Source organism: Okeania sp. SIO1H4 (assembly GCF_010672695.1).
GTDB lineage: Bacteria > Cyanobacteriota > Cyanobacteriia > Cyanobacteriales > Microcoleaceae > Okeania > Okeania hirsuta.
Genome location: NZ_JAAHGB010000087.1, coordinates 2,210 through 22,920 on the forward strand (window position 1 = coordinate 2,210; position 20,711 = coordinate 22,920).

The following is a 20,711-nucleotide window of genomic DNA, read 5'->3' on the forward strand; positions in this document are numbered from 1 at the left end:
CTACTCCCAATGTGGGTGAAAACATTACCTTCACCATTAACTTGACTAACGATGGTCCCAATGATGCCACCAATGTGGATGTCAAAGACCTCTTACCTGCTGGTTTGACCTATGTTTCTGATACTACTAGTGAAGGTAGTTATGACAATGTCACTGGTATTTGGGATGTAGGTACTGTGGAAAATGGTTCAACTTCCACTTTAACTATCACAGCGACAGTTACTTCTGCTGCAGCGATAGAGAATATTGCTCAAGTCACTGCTTCTGACCAGTTTGACCCAGATTCGACTCCGAATAATAACGAACCAGAAGAAGATGACCAGGATAACGCGACGGTTTCTCCAGAGCAAGCAGACCTATCTGTGGTCAAGGAAGTAGATAATACTACTCCCAATGTGGGTGAAAACATTACCTTCACCATTAACTTGACTAACGATGGTCCCAATGATGCCACCAATGTGGATGTCAAAGACCTCTTACCTGCTGGTTTGACCTATGTTTCTGATACTACTAGTGAAGGTAGTTATGACAATGTCACTGGTATTTGGGATGTAGGTACTGTGGAAAATGGTTCAACTTCCACTTTAACTATCACAGCGACAGTTACTTCTGCTGCAGCGATAGAGAATATTGCTCAAGTCACTGCTTCTGACCAGTTTGACCCAGATTCGACTCCGAATAATAACGAACCAGAAGAAGATGACCAGGATAGTGCGACGGTCACACCGCTCCCAGTAATTCCAAGTCCTGGTGTCCGCACACCCGGATTCTGGCAGAACAAGAAGTGGCAGAAATTCTGGGACGGCATCGAAGGCAACGAACCTTCACAAGCAGGTCAACCAGACTTCCCCGATGGCGACCTCTTCTATCCACCTTACACCAACTCTGAGGAACCTGGAAAAGTCCTCGACCCCGTGACAGGAGAGTATCAAACAGGCATTCTGATCGGTGACTACAACCGTAATGGCAAGACTGATGAGGATGAAAACACGATCTTCTACACTACTGAAGAAGCATTGGATATTATCAAAGCCTCAAACAAGGTGCAACAAGACAAGCGGTACACCCTTGGACGTTCGCTCAATGCGTCCTGGTTGAACTACCTTGCAGGCAACCCAGCACCAACGGACGATATCACCGATGGTATTCAATGGCTTCAGACCCTAACACCAGATGAAGATGGTGATGGCAAGGGTGACGGTGCTCTCGAAGACCTGGTGACTGGTATCGATAGTCCGCCAATTGCAGCAAGCTCCGGTTTCTGGAACGGCGGTATTGATAGCCCTATTTCCAGTTTGCCCAGTCCCTATGATCAAAATGTTGGTATGGAAGGTGCATTGCCGCTTCCTGCTGGTAATGAGATCCACGGGATACTAGACGACTACAACAACAACGGTTTGTAATTGTGCATCCACTAATTATGCTTGAAATTGGGCATGATTAGCTAGTTATAGTCCGAACTTCAAATCAATTACAATATACAAGGTGTGGTGGAGGATATCTGCCATACCTCTTTTTTAGATCATCACAATGAGCAAACTTTATTTATCCTTAAGGCAGAAAAACCAAAAACAGTTTTTGTAATACCAATTTCATAAAATATTGCAAAGCGTGAGGACACAGGGAACAGGGAACACCGGAGCTGGGAACAGGGAACAGAGAAACATAAATATTAAAGAGGAAAAAAGGTGGAAATTTTAGAATTTATGGAATTTATAATTTTTTCTTTTAAGAAGAAATCACAAATTAAGATGTAATATCATGTCCGGTTGAACAGTGTAAATAAATAACTACGGAGGAGTCAGGAGTCAGGAGTCAGGAGTCAGGAGGGAAGAAAGAAGAAGAACTGGAGTTGAAGGAGAGAGTTTTCTTATCACTAATTATCCGGACATGATATAACTGCCTTTGCGTGAATTTGGTATAACTATATTCAAAGCATCAATGTCACCACTACAAGGAGAAAGAACTTTTGCCCTCATATCATGTTCGCTGGGGTGCGTTTGTGTAAAACCAAGGGTGAATATCTACAGGAAATTTACGTTTTTTCAAGTTTTTAAGCCTTCTTCCCTCTTCCTTCTTCCCTCTTCCTCCTTCCTTACCTTCACGCTTACAATACCGATGCTAAACGAATCTGTCGGATTGGCGACGTACAGGAGGAAAAACAGTTATCAAGATTTGGTAATGGTGAAGATGCAGAATGTTTTTATACCTAATTAAACAGATTTGATATGAGATGGTCAATCAGCAGGCCAACACAGACATCTGGGGAGATGGTGACATCTCTAATGGTGCAACACCAAGAGTTTTAAAGGAGACTTTTAAGGTTTTGGGGGCAGTAGAAGTAGAATAGATATTTACAGGAGCAGCTAATACAGTCAAAATGGACTTCTCGGTGTTAGACTAAAATGTCGAGCAAATCATAGACACGACTGAATGAGCAAGAATTCAACTATTGATACAAAAGAGCAAATTCTTAATGCTGCTGAGAAACTTTTTGCTTCTCTAGGCTTTGCTGGAACTTCTCTAAGGGCCATAATTCGAGAGGCAGATGTGAATTTGGCTGCAGTCCATTATCATTTTGGTTCAAAAGAAGAATTATTTATCGCAACAGTTCAACGAGTAGCACAACCCATTGTTGAAGAACAACTACGACAACTGGCAATTCTGGAAGACTCTGAAGACCTCCCTTCAGTGGCAGAAATTTTAGCAGCTGTAATTACCCCACCACTACAAATAATTCAGGATAGCTCAGAGCAATGTCTAATTCATGCCAAATTTATGGGCCGTTGTCGCACGGAACCCTATCCAATTCAGAGACTAGCGGAAGCAGAATTTAGTAGAACTCACCAAAGATTTCTAGATATAATGCAGAAAGTGCTTCCGAATCAATCTCCAACGGAATTAGAATGGAAACTCGATCTTGTGATAGCGATGTTGATCCGAGTTCTCAATCAAATTGAGCCATTAGAACCCTTGAGTGAAAAAAGTTCTAGTGAGGAAATTGACGATCTTGTAGAACGTCTAGTAACTTTTATCACTTTTGGAATTAGTGCTTAGGTTAATGCCGCTACGCGGAAGTCAAAAGTCAAAAGTCAAAAGTCAAAAGTATCGATTGGTAAGGCTTTTAGGATTTTGTAACTGGTTAGTTATTTCTGCCATTCTGCACTAGAGAGTAGGGAGCAGGGAGAAAGAATTGATGAATAAGAGTGAGATAATTAATTTTATTTTCTATTATCGGAGATGTCTAATGAAGTGGATCTTCTGTTGAGGTTATAAAATCAACTTAAAAGTTTGAAGAAGGAGACAGGAGACAGGAGACAGGAGACAGGAGACAGGAGGAAAATTACATGGGGATTCTAACCCCAAGTAATTTTGAACACCCCCGTTGACGGTGGGGTATTAAACCCACAAAGAAAATGATAATCATTATTTATTATTACCACACTTTTAATTAAATGACTGAACTGTTTACCTTAATATTTGATGTTGACGGGACTTTGGCAAATACAGAGCGAGATGGCCATAGAATAGCTTTTAATCAGGCTTTTGCTACAGCAGGGTTAGATTGGGAATGGTCAGTTTCGTTATACGGAGAATTGTTGGAAGTAGCGGGTGGCAAAGAACGTATCAACTTTTATATTAGTCGGTATCAACCAGAGTTTAAATCATCTATTCCACTCCAGGAATTAATTTATAATCTGCACGCCATGAAAACTCAATATTATCAAAGGTTATTAGCAACAGGAACTATTCCATTGCGCTTGGGTGTAAAAAGATTATTAGCAGAGGCACGAAATCAGAAAATACGGTTAGCGATCGCTACTACTAGCACCTTAGAAAATGTAACTGCATTATTAGAAAATACCTTGGGCAAGGAAAGTTTATCATGGTTTGAAATAATTGCAGCAGGAGACATAGTTTCACAAAAAAAACCGGCGCCAGATATTTATTATTATGTGTTAGAAAAAATGAATATTCAACCAGATAATTGTCTAGTATTTGAAGATTCAGATAATGGTTTAAAAGCTGCTTTGACAGTAGGATTAAAAACAATTGTTACAGTTAATGATTATACGCAAAATCAAGATTTTACTGGTGCAACTTTAGTTTTAAATCATTTAGGAGAACCAGATAAATCTTTTACTGTCATTGCTGGAGATGCTAAAGGTAAAACTTATATCGATATGAATTTAATAGACGATATTATCAACTTCAGGTAAGGAAGAAGGAAGAAGGAAAAGGGAAGAAGGAAGAAGGGTTAAAAGCTAGAAAAAACTTAAATTTCCTTGTAGATATTCACGCTAACTTTTATAGGACTTACGCAGTATAGCAATGTGCGCTGGCATATTTACAAATTACAAGAGGTGTCCAATAGCTAAAATCTTATATTATAGGTTTTTTATCATTTTCTTTGTGGGTTTAATACCCCACCGTCTACACGGTGTTCAAAATTACTTGGGGTGAGAATCCCCATGTAATTTTCCTCCTGTCTCCTGTCTCCTGTCTCCTGTCTCCTTCTTCAACATTTTCTTTGTGGGTTTAATACCCCACCGTCTACACGGTGTTCAAAATTACTTGGGGTGAGAATCCCCATGTAATTTTCCTCCTGTCTCCTGTCTCCTGTCTCCTGTCTCCTTCTTCAATCCCCCTTCCGGAGCTGTTGCCTGTTGCCTCTCTTGGTGCGCATTCCCTTGCGACTGGCGTCGTCGCGGGGTCGCACCGCTGTTGCCTGTTGCCTGCGCACAGCGCTATACAAAGCATTTCCGTAATTGCGACCGACAGGAAAGCAATCTCAAATCCTAATTTTTCGTACCTTATATCATGTTCCCCCTCCGGGGGAGCTACGCTAACGCTTGAATACTTATAAATGACTGTTGTGAGTCCTCAGGAGTCAACCCACCCCTCGCCCCTCCCCCTCCCAGGAGGGGAAGGACCGAGTCAGGAGGAAATATTGGAGAAAAAGAACAAATATTCGTATTGGGGGTATTGATAATTTAAGTATTTGTTTGGTACTGTCGATACCCGGATCCCTTAAATTTTATTATAACTGATTATCCGCAATTCGTAGCTCCCCCGGAGGGGGAACATGATATTATGCGTAATATCAAATCCGGTTGAACACTTATTATATAGTTGGGGGAGTAGGGGAGTAGGGGAGATTGAAGGCTTTAAGTATAGTTATAAACATATACTATATAACCGGATTCTATATAAGTCCTGTTTTACACGAACAATACTAACGGACATGATATTACTGATACATCGATTAATATTCAAGTGAATTAAATACTGTATCATGTCCGGATAATTAGGGTTTGCTGATGGAAGTCTTTTGTTCAACAATTAATAATTAATAATTAATTATTACCTATCCTTGAAAAGAATAGGATTGACTAATCATGAAAATTTTTCTTTATTATCCCCTTAAAAGGGGAGGCGCATACCCACAATTTTTCGGTAAGAGGAGGAGTCAGGAGTCAGGATGACCGAGTCAGGAGAAATGGGAATTATAGAGGAGATAGTAGCAAGAATCGTCCCTTAATTTTTCTGCCCAACTCTTGACCAAAATCCGCTCATTTTTGAACCATTACCACCTAAAACCTCGTACTTTTTGATACTTAAAAAGGCTAAAACCTTTATCTTTAAATACTTTTAGATTTAATCAGCAAGCCCTAATTAGCGATCAAAAAAACTTTCTCCTTTTCCTCCTCTTCTTTCTTCCTTCTTTCTTTCCTCCTGGCTCAGTCCTCCTGACTCGGTCTTCCTAAATAATTAAGATTAATATCATACACGCGCTTCACCAACGCCGATTTTTTGCTCAGTTAAGCTACAATAATATAATACCAAAAATAAAGATGATTGGGATATCAAGAAAAACTGCTTATGAATGCTCAAGCTACAGTTACAAATAAAGCATTATTAAATGGTAAAGGATTACCTCCTTTTGAATCGATTAAACCAGAAGATGTAGTCCCTACAATGACAGAACTTCTAACAGAATTAGAGCAAGAATTAACAAACTTAGAAGCCACAGTTAAACCTACTTGGAATGACCTAGTAGAACCCATACAAAAATTAGTAGACCGTTTAAGTTGGAGTTGGGGAATAGTAGGGCATTTAATGGGAGTAAAAAATAGCCCTGAACTAAGAAAAGCTTATGATGAAATACAACCAAAAATAGTAGAATTTTCTAATAAACTCAGCCAAAGCAAACCTCTTTATCAAGCCTTCAAAAAATTACACAATAGTGATAGTTGGCAAAATCTAGATTCAGGACAAAAACGCATAGTTGAAGCTGCTATCAGAGATGCAGAACTTTCTGGAGTAGGTTTAGAAGGGGAACAGCGAGAACGTTTCAACACCATTCAACTAGAATTAGCAGAACTTTCTACAAAGTTTTCCAATAACGTCCTTGATGCCACAAAAGCTTTTAGTCTCACATTGACAAACAAAGAAGAAGTCGATGGTTTACCTCCCAGTTTATTAAGTTTGGCAGCTCAAGGTGCCAGAGATGCTGGAGCAGAAAATGCAACTCCAGAAAGCGGACCATGGCGCATCACTCTCGACTATCCCAGTTTTGCGCCCTTCATGCAGCACAGCAAACGACGGGAGTTACGAGAACAACTGTATAAAGCTTTTATTAGTCGTGCTTCTAGTGGGGAGTTAAACAACTATCCTTTAATTCAACGTATTTTAGAGCTACGTCAACAAAAAACTCAAATTTTAGGCTTTAATAGTTATGCAGAACTGAGTCTCGCTAGTAAAATGGCGCCTGGTGTTGAAGCAGTGGAAAAATTATTAGAAGAGCTACGCAGTGTGAGTTATGATGCTGCAGTTACAGACTTAGAAGAATTGAAAAAATTTGCTGCCAGTAAAAATGCCCTAGAGGCAAATGACCTAAAACATTGGGATACCAGTTTTTGGGCGGAAAGACTGCGGGAAGAAAAGTTTGCTTTTACTGCCGAAGAGTTACGACCATATTTCCCACTACCCCAAGTTCTTGATGGTTTATTTGCTTTAGTCAAACGGATATTTGGTATTAATATTACTGCTGCTGATGGGGAAGCACCAGTCTGGCATCAAGATGTGCGTTATTTCCAAGTTAGTGATGAGAAAAATACACCCATCGCTTACTTCTATCTTGATGCTTATAGTCGCCCGGCAGAAAAACGGGGTGGTGCATGGATGAATGAATGTATTGCTCGCGCAAAGCTTATGGAAAATGGTCAAACTACTTTGCGTTTGCCAGTAGCTTATTTGCAATGCAACCAAACACCTCCTGTAGATGGTAAACCTAGTTTGATGACTTTTCGTGAGGTAGAAACTCTTTTCCATGAGTTCGGACACGGTTTACAACATATGTTGACAACGGTTGACTATGCAGGAGCTGCTGGTATTAATAATGTAGAGTGGGATGCGGTGGAGTTACCCAGTCAGTTTATGGAAAACTGGTGTTACGACCGCGCCACATTATTTGGAATGGCAAAACATTATCAAACAGGGGAAACTCTGCCAGAACATTATTATCAGAAACTTTTGGCTGCCAGAAATTATATGAGTGGCAGTGGGATGTTACGTCAGTTGCACTTTGCGCTAGTTGATATTGAGCTACATCATCGTTATCAACCAGGTGCTGAGGAAACAGTGATGGATGTGCGTAACCGCATCGCTAAAACTACTACTGTGTTAGCTCCATTGCCAGAAGATTCATTTTTATGTGCTTTTGCACATATTTTTGCTGGCGGTTATGCTGCTGGTTATTATAGTTATAAGTGGGCAGAAGTATTGAGTGCTGACGCTTTTGCTGCCTTTGAAGAAGCTGGTTTAGAAGATGAAGTAGCGATCGCCACTTGTGGTAAACGTTTTCGAGATACAGTATTAGCATTAGGTGGTAGTTTGCATCCGATGGAGGTGTTTAAAACTTTCCGAGGTCGGGAACCTAATACTGAACCTTTGTTGAGACATAGTGGTTTGATAGCTACTGTGTAAACTAATAGAAATCTCCTCCACGCATAGGCAGCTTTGCTGTAGGCAGTAGAGGGAAAGAATTTTTCTGTACGAATGTTTGTTACGAGGCACAGTAGTGGGAGCATCTTGCTCCCGTGCCTGTATTCCTTTTTGGGCATTGCTGAGAGGCCGGATGAATATTATAGAGGGAGTAGGCAGCTTTGCTGTAGGCAGTAGGGAACCCACCCCTCGCCCCTCCCAGGAGGGGGAGGGGAAATAATTGATAATTTATGTGTGAGAATTGATTTGATTTGGGATTTTTACCAGATGTCTAATAGACATCTCCTCCACACATAGGCAGCTTTGCTGTAGGCAGTAGAGGGAAAGAATTTTTCTGTCCAAGGAGTGAAAATATCAGGAACGGGAAAATATCAGGAACGGGCAAGATGCCAATTCCACAAAACTATTAAAATCATCCCACATTTATGCAACGCCAACTTTATTATCAGTATTATCAGTAATTATCGGTCGTTATATAGAGTCAGGATGTATTATAACTTATGTTAGAAGTACAACTCTTGGTCAAGGAATTGACTTGAGTAACTGTCAACCATTTAATTATAAAAATATATTATTTGTTCATAATGGCTATATTGATAAATTCAGATTTACTCTTTATAAATAAATAAGCGATCGCCTCAAATAAATTCCTTATTTATTGATTAAAGGCAATACAGATTCAGAGCATATTTTTGTATTGTCTTGCAGCAACTAGCAGTTTGATATTTTGCATAATCTAATATCAGGAATATTGATATATTTAATCCTAAGGTGTTGGTAATTTGAGGTATGATATCATGTCCGGATAAGAGCGCGATAGAAGTCCATGACCTTTACGCGACCAAAAAACTTTATCCTTCTACTCCTGTTTCTTCTTCTTTCTTTCCTACTAACTCGGTCTTTCCACTCCTGGGAGGGGTTAGGGGTGTTCAACAATTAATAATTAATAATTAATTATTAATTATTACCTCTCCTTGAAAAGAAGAGGATTGACTCAAAGGAAAAATTTTTTCTTTTTTCCCCTGAAAAGGGGAGGCGCATACCCACAATTTCTCGGTAAGTAATTAAGATTAATATCATACACGCGCTTTACCAACGCCAATCCTAATTTTGCTAGTTTCAAGAACAACCTATATCGACTTTACGAATTAATATCAATTTCATTATTTTTTTTTGATATAGTTAACCATTTAATGATAGAAAGTTTTTGATTTTATCAGCTTAAAGTAGGCCATTATTATCGTTGAAATATTGGACTTTATAACAAATTGGCCTGACCTGAATCCTTACCAAAAATTTAGCAATAATCCTTAATAAAATTTAACTCTATGGATAATTTCATCAGTGGTAAAATGTATTATTAAGAAATGTTTAGCTTGTGCATCAAAAAACTTATACTGTAAGCATTCAGCTGTCAGCCATCAGCTATCAGCTATTGCTTTTAGTTGACGATCAAAGCTTTATTAATTGTCTTACTACAAAAGTTGGCTCCCTTGCTCTTAAAGTCTATATTAATTTAAGCACTGTCTTTAAGGAGAGAGTCTTGTTGCTGATAGCTGACAACTAATAGCTGTTTGCGCAGCATTCCGGAGGAAATGCTTACCTTATACTTGTTTATAGACAGAAGCCAAAAAATATCTGGATTGTATATTTTTAAAGACAATCAGAGAATGATTAGTGTCGCTAGAAATTGCCGATTAATTAATAAATAAGGAGCATTATCATGTCTGAAGTCGCTACTAAAAACCTCACCTTTTGGGATACTACCGACTATAAGTATCCAGGGTTTGGCCAAACAGCGCAAATCTCTGATGGTCTCGGAGGTACAATAGGTATAACCTACAATCAAATAGACTATAATGACCGTGGTTGGAAAGGAAAGCCAAATGGAGATACCCCCATTACAGAAGACCGCCTCCTATCTGGGGAAATAGAGAATAAATTTAGCTTAACAGGTAAAGTAAAAGGTATCACTGTTACTATGCCTCAAATCAGGACTATAGGACGTGAAAATAATTATTCTGTTACTCTAGATTTTAGTAACTACAAAGCTTCTCTAACTGGCTCAAAAGCAACTGATGGCGCTACCTGTGGTGACACATATTTGGCCATATCAAGATTTTTCAACGGTACTGCAGCTGGATATACAACCATAAAAGTCACAGCAACAACTCTAGATGGTAGTCCACTAAATTTAACTGACTGGAAATTATTCAACAGTGGCACTCTTGGCCAAGGAAATAATGCTCGTGTATTCCTAGATGCAGCGACTCAAACTATCTCTGGTAAAAACTCTCAAGGTAAACAAGAGTTTTGCCCAACTCCACCCAACCCAGGTACTTCTTTTGGCACAGATACGGGTCTAGGTTTGTTTCAGTTACCGAGCGACCAACGTTATACATCTATTACCCTTACTTTTAAACAAAAAAAGATTAAAGGTGTAATACCTAATGATTTACATGATATTTATGTTGCTAGCAATACTACCTCTACAAGTCCAATTAGCAAAATGCCTGAAACTAAACCTATGGATATAAGTAGTGGTTTACAACTGCATCTGCCATTGAATGAAATAGTGGAAAATGCTGCTAAGGAAAAAGAAGTAGTTGATATTTCGGGAGGAAAACTCAATGGCAAAGTTCATGGTGCAACAATTGTTGCCGACTCAAACTTTGGTAACTGTTTAAGTTTTGATGGGGTAGATGATTATATCCAAATGCCGGAAATGAATATTGACTATTCAAAGGGTATTACTGTAGAAGTTTGGGTGTATTATAACAGTTTCAAGTACCAATCAAGAGTTATTGATTTCGCTAACGGTCCTGGTAAAAACAATATCATTTTTGGGAATCATACTACAACAAATGATGGATTATTAGTTGTGTTTGTTGGTTCGACCAGAAAAGCTATTGAGGTAAAAGGGATACTCGAAGCAAGTAAGTGGCTTCATCTAACAGCAACAATTGATGAGTCAGGAAATGCCAAGGTTTATAAGAATGGTCAAGAAGTAGGGGGAGGGTTGGTAGCTGTCCCCAATAGTGTTAATCGAACCAAAAACTATATCGGCGTAAGTAATTGGTCAGGAACAGGATATTTTCACGGAAAAATGACAAACCTGCGGATTTATGACCGAGTATTATCACCAGAAGAAATTAACGAATGTATGAAAGTGGATGGAACTCCTCCACCTATGGATATAAATAGTGGTTTACAACTGCATCTGCCATTGAATGAAATAGTGGAAAATGCTGCTAAGGAAAAAGAAGTTGTTGATATTTCAGCAGGAAAGCTCAATGGTAAAGTTTATGGTGCAACAGTTGTAGCTGAACCACGCTTTGGCAATTGTTTAAACTTTAATGGGAATCATGATTATGTGATCATTAATCCCATGCCCAACTTTCCCTCGGAAGCAATGACAGTATTATGTTGGGTTAGATCGAACAACCAACAGAAAGAAGGTACAGTTATCTCATACGCAAAATCTTCCGCACAGAGGTATAACGAGTTTCAAATATACAACATTAAAAATATCACACCCACTGTTAATAACAAGTGGTATAGTACGGGAGTTGCTTTCAACGATGGTGAATGGCATTGTGTAGCAATTACTTGGCAAAGTAGCGATGGACAATTTAAAGTGTACAAAGACGGAAAAGAAGTACACTCTAAAGTCATTAGTCAAGGAAATCCAATTGCCACTGGAGGAGCACTGGTATTAGGGCAAGAGCAAGATAAGCTGGGAGGAGGATTTGCTGCTAACCAAGCTTTTCAGGGGCAAATGGCTCATTTGCGGATGTATAACCGAGTATTATCTCCAGAAGACATCAATGAATGTATGAAAGAAGATGGAACTCCTCCACCTATAGATATTAACCGTGGTTTACAATTCCATCTGCCACTGAATGAAATTGTCGAAAATGCAGCTAAAGAAAAAGAAGTTGTTGATGTTTCAGCAGCAAAGCTAAACGGCAAAGTCAATGGAAAACCAATAATTGTAGCAGACTCCAAGCTTGGCAATTGTCTAAGTTTTGACGGTGTGGATGATTATATCCAAATGCCAGCAATGAATATTGACTATTCACAAGGTTTGACTGTAGAAGCTTGGATACACTATAACAGCTTTAAGCATTGGTCAAGAATTATTGACTTTGGCAATGGTACTCCAAATAACAACATTGTGTTTGCTAACGAAACCACAACAAGCAATCTATGTTTCGATAGTTTTAAAGGAACAACTTCCAACAGGGTACAAGCAAATGGAAAGCTAGAGTTGAGCAAATGGCTACATTTGGCAGTAACAGTTGATGGTTCGGGGAAGACTAAAATTTACAAGAATGGTACAGAAGTAGAGAGTGGGTTAATCAATCTTCCCAACAATACCAATCGCGCTAACAACTATATTGGTAAAAGTAACTGGTCAACAGATGGATATTTTCAGGGCAAAATGTCAAATCTGCGGATGTATAACCGAGCGTTATCTCCTGAAGAAATCAATGAATGCATGAAAGTGGATCAAACTCCTCCACCTATGGATATAAATCGTGGTTTACAATTGCATCTACCACTGGATGAGATAGTGGAAAATGCAGCCAAAGAAAAAGAAGTTGTTGATGTTTCTCCAGCAAAACTCAATGGCAAAGTCAATGGAAAACCAATAGTTGTAGCAGACTCCAAACTTGGCAATTGTCTAAATTTTGACGGTGTGGATGATTATATCCAAATGCCAGAAATGAATATTGACTATTCACAAGGTTTGACTGTCGAAGCTTGGGTACACTATAGCAGTTTCAAGAGTTGGTCGAGAATTATTGATTTTGGAAAAGGTCCAGGTAACAACAACATTCTGTTTGCGAATGAAAGTACTACTCAGAATTTAGTCTTCGATGTTTATCAAGGTGCTACTCGAAACAGGATTAAAGTGGATGGAATGCTAGAGTTGAACCAGTGGCTTTATTTAACAGTAACCGTTGATGGGTCAGGTAGTGGCAAAATCTACAAGAATGGTGAAGAAGTACAGAGTGGTTTAGTACATCTACCTAATAATCTTAATCGCACTAAAAATTATATTGGTGATAGTAACTGGTCAGCAGATGGATTTTTTCATGGCAAAATGTCGCATCTGCGGATGTATAACCGAGCATTATCTCCTGAAGAGATTAATGAATGTATGAAAGTGGATGGAACTCCTCCACCTATGGATATTAATCGTGGTTTACAACTGCATCTGCCATTGAATGAAATTGTCGAAAATGCTGCTAAAGAAAAAGAAGTTGTTGATATATCAGCAGGAAAACTCAATGGTAAAGTTAATGGTGCAACAGTTGTAGCAGACGATCGCTTTGGCAACTGTATCAACTTTGATGGTACGAAGGATTATATCGAACTTCCTACAGCAACTATTCCCGAAACTGGTGAAATTACAATTAGTTTCTGGGCAAATGGCGGCAAGTCTCTACCTAATCAGAATTCTATTATCTTGGCACAAGATAAAAGTAATCACAGGGTAGTCAACATTCATTTACCTTGGTCAAATAGTAACGTATACTTTGATTGTGGAAATACAACTACTACTGATAATAGTTATGACCGTATCGAAAAACCATCCCAGGCAAGTGACTTTAAAGATCGATGGACATACTGGGTATTTACCAAGAATGTGGCTACGGGTGAGATGAAAATCTATCTTAATGGTAGTTTGTGGCAAAGTGGTGTTGGTAAAGAAAATCCTCTAAGCTCAATTACTCAGGTTAAATTTGGTTGTGGTTATGGTTTTTATAATGGTAAAGTTGCTCATCTACGAATTTATGACCGAGTATTATCTCCAGAAGAAATTAACGAATTGATGACAGTTGATGAGACCACTGGTGAAACTGACACTACACCAACAACTGATGAGACTGAGACCACTGGTGAAACTGACACTACACCAACAACTGATGAGACTGATGCCACTGGTGAAACCGACAGCACATCAACAACGGATGAGACTGGTACTACTGGTGAAACCGACAGCACATCAATAACGGATGAGACTGGTACTACTGGTGAAACCGACAGCACATCAATAACGGATGAGACTGGTACTACTGGTGAAACCGATAGCACATCAACAACGGATGAGACTGAGACTACTGGTGAAACCGATAGCACATCAACAACGGATGAGACTGAGACTACTGGTGAAACCGATAGCACATCAACAACGGATGAGACTGAGACTACTGGTGAAACCGATAGCACATCAACAACGGATCAAACTCCTAAACCTATAGATATAAATAGTGGTTTACACCTCCATCTCCCACTCAATGAAATAGTAGAAAACTCAGCAAAAGAAAAAGAAGTAGTTGATGCCTCAGATGGAACACTCAATGGCAAAGTTTATGGTGCTGAAGTCATAGCTGACCCTAACTTTGGCGATTGTATAGGTTTTGATGGAGTAGATGATTATATCGAACTACCCCCAACCGCTATTCCCGAAACTAATGAACTCACAATTAGTTTTTGGGCAAATGGCGGAGAGTCTCTACCCAAACAAAGCTCTATTTTGTTAGCAGAAGATAAAACTAATAACAGGGTAGTTAATATTCACTTACCGTGGTCAGACAGTACCGTATACTTTGATTGTGGAAATAAAACCTCTTCTTTTGACAGAATTGAACAATTAGCTCAAGTCTCTGATTTTAAGGGTAAATGGAATCACTGGGTATTTACAAAGAATATTACTACCGGTGAGATGAAAATCTATCTCAATGGTAGTCTGTGGCAAACTGTTACAGGTAAAGATCAAGAATTAAGTCAAATTACTCAAATTAAATTGGGTTGTGGTTATGGGTTCTATGAGGGTAAAGTTGCTCATCTGCGAATTTATGACCGAGTGTTATCTCAAGAGGAAATTAACGAACTAATGAAAGTAAATCAACCTGCTACTACATCAACGACTGGTGAAACAGACGCCACATCAACGACTGATGAAACTGATACTACCCAAAAACCTATGGAATATCGGACTTATCAGGTCAAAGGTAATCCCACAATCAAAACTGGATATTCAGCGTCAGAATGGACTGCAGTTATTGCCGGATTTAATTCCGGAGCAAAGCAAAAACACAAAGCTTCAGCATTGACGATCATGCCTGTTGTTGAGGATGAAGAATGGAAAATTAAGTGCGATATTAAAGATACAGACGATCGCTATTGGGATGTAGCGGTTTTATTTATCAAGAATAATATGGTAAATAGGGTCAACAACTTTTATCGTTAGATAGCTGTAGTCTCAAAGGGCATCCGATCGATTTTTTTGGGGTAGCATTTTATGGCTGCCCCTTTTGATTTATGGCATTGGTGATTGGAGGTATGAAATCAGTAATTTAGGTAAATTAAGAGTAATTCTTTGAATGGCAAGATGAGATATTGTCTTTACTGAATTGACCAAAAAGCACATTTCTTTCTCCTGACTCCTAAGTAATTAAGGTTAATATCATACAATAATTCACCAACGCCTGATTTATATATAGCGGGCAAGATGCCTGAACTGGGAAAATTTAATTGTTATAGCGCTACAAAAATTGGTTATATCAAATCTGTTTTATTGGACATAAAAAAATTCTCCAATCGTCATAACTACGCTCATCTTTGTAATTCTCTCTCCTCCTGACTCGGTCTTCCTGACTTCCCATCCTGGGAGGGGGAGGGGCAGGGGCGAGGGGTGAGTTAACTCAGAAGGAGTTAACGATTCTATAACTGTTTAACCCAATTTGATATTAGGACATTTTTCAATCCTAAAACTCTTTTACAGTTTGCTATTCCCTGTTCCCTGTTCCCTGTTCCCTAGAGCGTAGCGCTATAATATCTGTACTTCATATCAAATCCGGTTAAACAGTTATCAGGAAAGGCAGAAGGCAGGAGGCACTTATGCTATTTGCGCAGCATGACCTAGGAAAGGGAATTGTTTCTTCTGCCTTCTGCCTTCGTTTATAAAATTAGCGGTTTTACAAAAATTGTTTTTGCTTCTTCTCTCCTAATTGCTAATTCTGTACTGATACCTACTCTGATATGAAGTGGTCCGCAAAAGCAACTTTTTCGTAATACCATTATTTGTTTTTCTGGCACAACTCCCATAGCTTTAAGACGTTTGACTAATACTTCACCATAAGTATCTATTTCAATTCTTTTAATGATTGCTGGAATTTGGATATCTAGACAAGATAAATCTATCAGTTGTGTAGTAGTTTTACTATCTAAATCTTGCTTATTTTCTGCGTCAAAAATTATTTTTTCTGGATGATTAGACAACATTTTAAAATTAGTATTTTTATCTTTATGACTGTGAAGTATTACTCAATATTTTGATAATTCAAATATATTAAAAAATATCATTAAGGTTAATCAAAGTATGTTCTACTAAAAGAATAGATGCTTGATAATTGGGTTTATTTGTGAAATTTTTAATATAAATCTGACCAGATGTAGACTGGAGATTTTTGAAACTATCAATAAGTTTTTTTCTGGATTTTCTACTCCTATTAGAGAATATTTATCAAATAAATATTAGATCGCGTAGGGTGTGAAGTGTGTTACATAAAGCACTATCCCACAGCACATGGTGGGTTATGTTTCAAACTGACAATGATTCCAGAAATGGTAAGTGTGCCACCACAAACCCCACTTAATCTTTTGTTTACAAACAGCTCCTTACTCAAAATTGATATTACAAAAAAATTAGCTTTTTTAGAAAAAAAACATAACTGGTAATATTTTAGTTGAATAGCGCTCTAATTATAATAAAATACTTTACTTTTTATGAGCATATTACTAATGAATGCTATAGAAATTTGTTATAGGATATAGCGTTTCTCAGTAAGCGTGAGGTACTTTTATCTTTCTTCCCTGTTGCCTGTTGCCTGTTGCCTGTTGCCTAAAACCTAGAATTTTTACCTCACGCTTTTTGGGAATTGCTATAGTATTAATCTTTAATTGAAAAAATCTCATGCCTCGACCTACCTTATATATTGCTATTACTAACCATGGATTTGGTCATGCTGTACCCATATCATCAGTTGCTAATCTGGTGCAAAAAATGTGTCCAGATGTTTTATTGATTATGGTGACAACTGCTCCCCGTTGGTTATTAGAATCTTATATTTCTGGTGATTTTATTTATCGTCCCCGTGCTTTTGATGTGGGAGTTATTCAATCAGACAGTATCACAATGGATAAACAAACTACCCTAGAAAAATTGAAAGAAATTCGGAGTAAAGAACGGTCAATTATTGCTGGAGAAGTAAATTTTATTAAACAAAATCGAGTAGATTTATTATTAGCAGATATTCCGCCACTTGCTGCTAAAATTGCTCAAACTGCCGATATTCCTGGTTGGATGTTGAATAATTTTGGTTGGGATTTTATTTATCGTCCTTGGGGTGGTGAATTTCTAGAAATTGCTGATTGGATAGGAGAATGTTTCAGTAAATGTGACCGTTTATTTCGCCTCCCACTCCACGAACCTATGGGCGCTTTTCCTAATATTGTTGATGTTGGTTTGACTGGAGGAACTCCACGTTATCAACCAGAGGAAATTAAAGCAAAATTTAATATTCATACAGACCAAGAAAAAACTATTTTACTTACTTTTGGCGGTTTAGGTTTAGACAAGATTCCCTATCAAAATCTTTCTCGTTTTCCTGACTGGCAATTTATTACATTTGATAGTAATATCCCTGAACTTCCTAATCTAATAAATGTCAGAAAAGAATTTGAAAAAATAGATAAAAATTTACCAAATATTCGCCCAGTAGATTTGATGCCGATTTGTGGCAGGATTATTTCTAAACCAGGGTATAGTACCTTTGCTGAAGCTTTACGGTTAGAAACACCTATTGTGTCATTAGTTAGAGAAGGTTTTGCCGAATCGAAATTATTATTAGAAGGAATTCAAGATTATAGTTATCATCAAATATTACCTCCAACAGAATTTTTTGATGGTGATTGGGAATTTCTCAGAAAACCCCTACAACCACCCCGTAAATCTGAAAAATTAGATAAAAATGGTAGTGAAGCGATCGCTCAAGCTGTTGTAGATTATTTACAATAATTATTTTCAACTGTCCAATTATTTTATTCAAGGAAAACAATTATGAACCCTAAGATTAATATTAATAACTTCATTGAAATTGATATGAACAGTATCATTGGAACTGGAGTTGAAATCGTATTTATAATATGTTTATTTGTAGCAATTAAATTTGTTTTCGGCAGAGCATATAAACAATTAATACAAGTACCATCAGTCAAAAACAAGAAAAAAGAGGTTGAATTTATCTACCAAAATATTCAGATATTCTTAACTGTAAGTTGTTTACTACTATGTCTATTAGTGGCAGGAATTAATGGATGGCTTATTTATCAAGGAAAAAATTTAATCGAATACCAAACTTATTTGATTAAAAATATTTCCTTTAATTACTTGCTAGTTATAGGAATTAGAGTCCTAAAAATCTTGGGCATACTAATTTTAACTAAATGGAGTATTCCATATATAAAAAAATTTATAACTTGGTTAACAGAGTGGGCAAAAAACGTCGATCAAATCACTGCCAATGACGCCAGTATTGAAAAATTATTTGAATTTTTCAAGAGTAACTTTAATAATATTATCTGGCTGTTATATGTTACTATATCAGCTCAAATTATGGTATTCCCAGAAGTAATTGTCAAATATTTATATATAAGTTTGCAGATTTATATGATTATTATTATGGGATTACTATTTACTAAAGCTAATACAACAGTTATTGAAACTTTGGATGCTGTTAGCAAAAAATATTCCGATCAAAGAAATATTGTGCGGATCTACAACCGCCTACGTAAATTAATTCCTCTTGCCAAACGATGTCTTGAATATGCAATCTATATTACTACAGCTACTTTAGTAGTTCAAAAAGTTGATTTTATTGCTAGTTTAGCTCCTTATGGTCTTTTATCTTTGCAAATAATTGGGATTATATTTATGAGTCGTGTTGTGCAAGAAATTGGTCAACTTTTACTAGAAGAAGTACTACTGCGTGAGAGTGATACAGATGATTTATCTAAACAGAGACGAGAGACATTTTTACCTTTATTTCAAAGTTGTACAAAATACCTGATTTACTTTGGTACAGGTATAGCAATTCTTTATACTATTAAAATTGACCCGACTCCTATTCTAGCAGGTGTAGGTATTTTAGGTTTAACAATTGGAATGGGAGCGCAAAGTCTGGTTGAAGATATAGTTGCAGGTTTCTTTATTTTGTTTGAAAATTATTACTTAGTAGGAGATTTTGTAGAGATAAATGGTGTAAGTGGTTTTGTTACGGGAATAGAATTAAGAACAACTCGCATTAATTATGAAGATAAAAATTATATTATCCATAATCGTGATGTTAAAGATATAGTTAATCACTCTAGCTACAGTAATGCAGTGGTCATGCTGAAAATTCCTTATCAAGTTAAGATGAGTCAAGTCAATGAAATTATAGAAAAAGTTGGAAAGAAACTTCTAGAGAATTATTCAGAAGACATAATTGAACCAACAATAATAGAAGGAGTAGAAGAATTTTCTGACAATCAAATATTAATCGAAGTAGTTACACAAGTTAAACCTGGAAAACATTTAATTATTCAGAAAGTCTTAGGCATAATGATCAAAGAAGCTTTTGAAGAAGCAAATATTGAACTTAGGGTGGTTAATCATATAACACTGAGTAACGATCAACCTATTCCAATATTTTTAAAACCTCTACGGGTTAAACTACGCAAAAATCAATAGTAAAGTTATCTATTAGCCTTAATCAAGATATATCCGACCAAAAATAAAATGACTCACTATCAACAATTACTTCAAATAAATACCTCCGGCAAGTCTCTGTTAAAAATTACTCCTAAAGTACAGGAAAGTGTAGCAAAATCAGGGATAAAAACAGGTTTATGTAATCTATTTTTACGCCATACTTCCGCCAGCTTAATAATTCAAGAAAATGCCGACCCAGATGTATTAGTTGATTTGGAAAACTTTATCTCAAAATTAGTACCAGAAGGTTATCATTATATTCATAGTGCTGAAGGTCCTGATGATATGCCTGCTCATATTCGCAGTGTTTTAACCCATACTTCAGAACAAATTCCGATTAATAATGGCAGATTAGTATTAGGTACTTGGCAAGGAATTTATGTTTGGGAACATCGTCAACGTAGTCATACCCGAGACTTAGTAATTCATATTAGTGGAGATTAACGAAGTCAGAAGTCAGAATTCAGAATTCAGAAGTTAACCCACCCCTAACCCAACCCACCCCCGCCCCTCCCAGGAGGGGATCCAGGAGGGGAAGTAGGGGATTTGAGCAAGCCTCCAAAAACCAGAACGCCATTTCCTGGCGGGGTTGCGCGACCCAATTATATCAAATCCGGTTGAATACTTATTATATAGTTGGCACCTCACGGGGTGACAAGGTAGCTGAAAGCTATATATAGAGATGGACTTATCGAATAAGCTGAAGAATACTTCCACTAAAAGAGAACCATTATTGAGAATAGATGAGGATGTGGTGCGATCGCACCACACCCCCCATCGGCGTTGAACAATAGTTCAAGTTGCCCTCTAAATCAGATGATCACTCATACTCACTTTTATTAATTTTAGTTGCTCAGAAATAATTAAATATTAAGTA

12 protein-coding genes are annotated in these 20,711 nt (G+C 37.5%); 10 read left to right on the forward strand and 2 right to left on the reverse strand.

All coding sequences use genetic code 11. The features are described from left to right. From F6K06_RS29780 to F6K06_RS29790, 3 genes are all read left to right on the forward strand, one after another. Positions 1-1,403: DUF11 domain-containing protein (locus F6K06_RS29780; protein WP_287244303.1), on the forward strand; the 1,403-nt coding region annotated here is incomplete at its 5' end. A gap of 1,030 nt (positions 1,404-2,433) precedes the next feature. After that, the gene (locus tag F6K06_RS29785; protein WP_124145301.1) at positions 2,434-3,057 is read left to right on the forward strand and encodes a TetR/AcrR family transcriptional regulator; all 624 of its coding nucleotides are present in this window, start codon (positions 2,434-2,436) and stop codon (positions 3,055-3,057) included. A gap of 398 nt (positions 3,058-3,455) precedes the next feature. Further along, positions 3,456-4,220, forward strand: a complete 765-nt coding sequence (locus tag F6K06_RS29790) for an HAD family hydrolase (RefSeq protein WP_124145302.1) — start codon at positions 3,456-3,458, stop codon at positions 4,218-4,220. 334 nt (positions 4,221-4,554) lie between these two features. Here the strand turns inward: F6K06_RS29790 and F6K06_RS29795 are convergent, their stop codons facing one another. Further along, positions 4,555-4,761, reverse strand: a complete 207-nt coding sequence (locus F6K06_RS29795) for a hypothetical protein (protein ID WP_287244307.1) — start codon at positions 4,759-4,761, stop codon at positions 4,555-4,557. 1,122 nt (positions 4,762-5,883) lie between these two features. On the opposite strand from F6K06_RS29795, the gene F6K06_RS29800 reads away from it, so the two are divergent. The 3 genes from F6K06_RS29800 to F6K06_RS29810 all read left to right on the forward strand — a co-directional run bounded on the left by F6K06_RS29800 (position 5,884) and on the right by F6K06_RS29810 (position 15,271). Then, on the forward strand, positions 5,884-7,989 hold the full coding sequence (locus F6K06_RS29800) for a M3 family metallopeptidase (protein ID WP_124144262.1): 2,106 nt from the start codon (positions 5,884-5,886) through the stop codon (positions 7,987-7,989). A 76-nt stretch (positions 7,990-8,065) separates the two neighbouring features. Further along, entirely contained in the window at positions 8,066-8,227 is a 162-nt protein-coding gene (locus F6K06_RS29805; RefSeq protein ID WP_287244311.1) for a hypothetical protein, read from the forward strand. A gap of 1,503 nt (positions 8,228-9,730) precedes the next feature. Next, positions 9,731-15,271 carry a LamG domain-containing protein gene (locus F6K06_RS29810; RefSeq protein ID WP_287323337.1) on the forward strand — a complete coding sequence of 1,847 codons (5,541 nt, stop codon included), beginning with the start codon at positions 9,731-9,733 and terminating at the stop codon, positions 15,269-15,271. 710 nt (positions 15,272-15,981) lie between these two features. On the opposite strand, the gene F6K06_RS29815 is transcribed toward F6K06_RS29810, so the two are convergent. Then, positions 15,982-16,305 carry a FeoA family protein gene (locus F6K06_RS29815; protein ID WP_287244316.1) on the reverse strand — a complete coding sequence of 108 codons (324 nt, stop codon included), beginning with the start codon at positions 16,303-16,305 and terminating at the stop codon, positions 15,982-15,984. A gap of 273 nt (positions 16,306-16,578) precedes the next feature. On the opposite strand from F6K06_RS29815, the gene F6K06_RS29820 reads away from it, so the two are divergent. From F6K06_RS29820 to F6K06_RS29835, 4 genes are all read left to right on the forward strand, one after another. Next, positions 16,579-16,761: a hypothetical protein gene (locus F6K06_RS29820; protein WP_287308982.1), complete on the forward strand. Its 183-nt coding sequence runs from the start codon at positions 16,579-16,581 to the stop codon at positions 16,759-16,761. Positions 16,762-16,996: 235 nt separating this feature from the next. Then, positions 16,997-18,100 (forward strand): glycosyl transferase, encoded by a 1,104-nt coding sequence (locus tag F6K06_RS29825; RefSeq protein ID WP_124144265.1) that lies wholly within the window; start codon positions 16,997-16,999, stop codon positions 18,098-18,100. 42 nt (positions 18,101-18,142) lie between these two features. After that, a complete protein-coding gene (locus F6K06_RS29830) occupies positions 18,143-19,813 on the forward strand; it encodes a mechanosensitive ion channel family protein (protein ID WP_124144266.1) in 1,671 nt (556 codons plus the stop codon). 48 nt (positions 19,814-19,861) lie between these two features. After that, positions 19,862-20,278, forward strand: a complete 417-nt coding sequence (locus F6K06_RS29835; RefSeq protein WP_124144267.1) for a secondary thiamine-phosphate synthase enzyme YjbQ — start codon at positions 19,862-19,864, stop codon at positions 20,276-20,278. Positions 20,279-20,711: the final 433 nt, after the last annotated feature.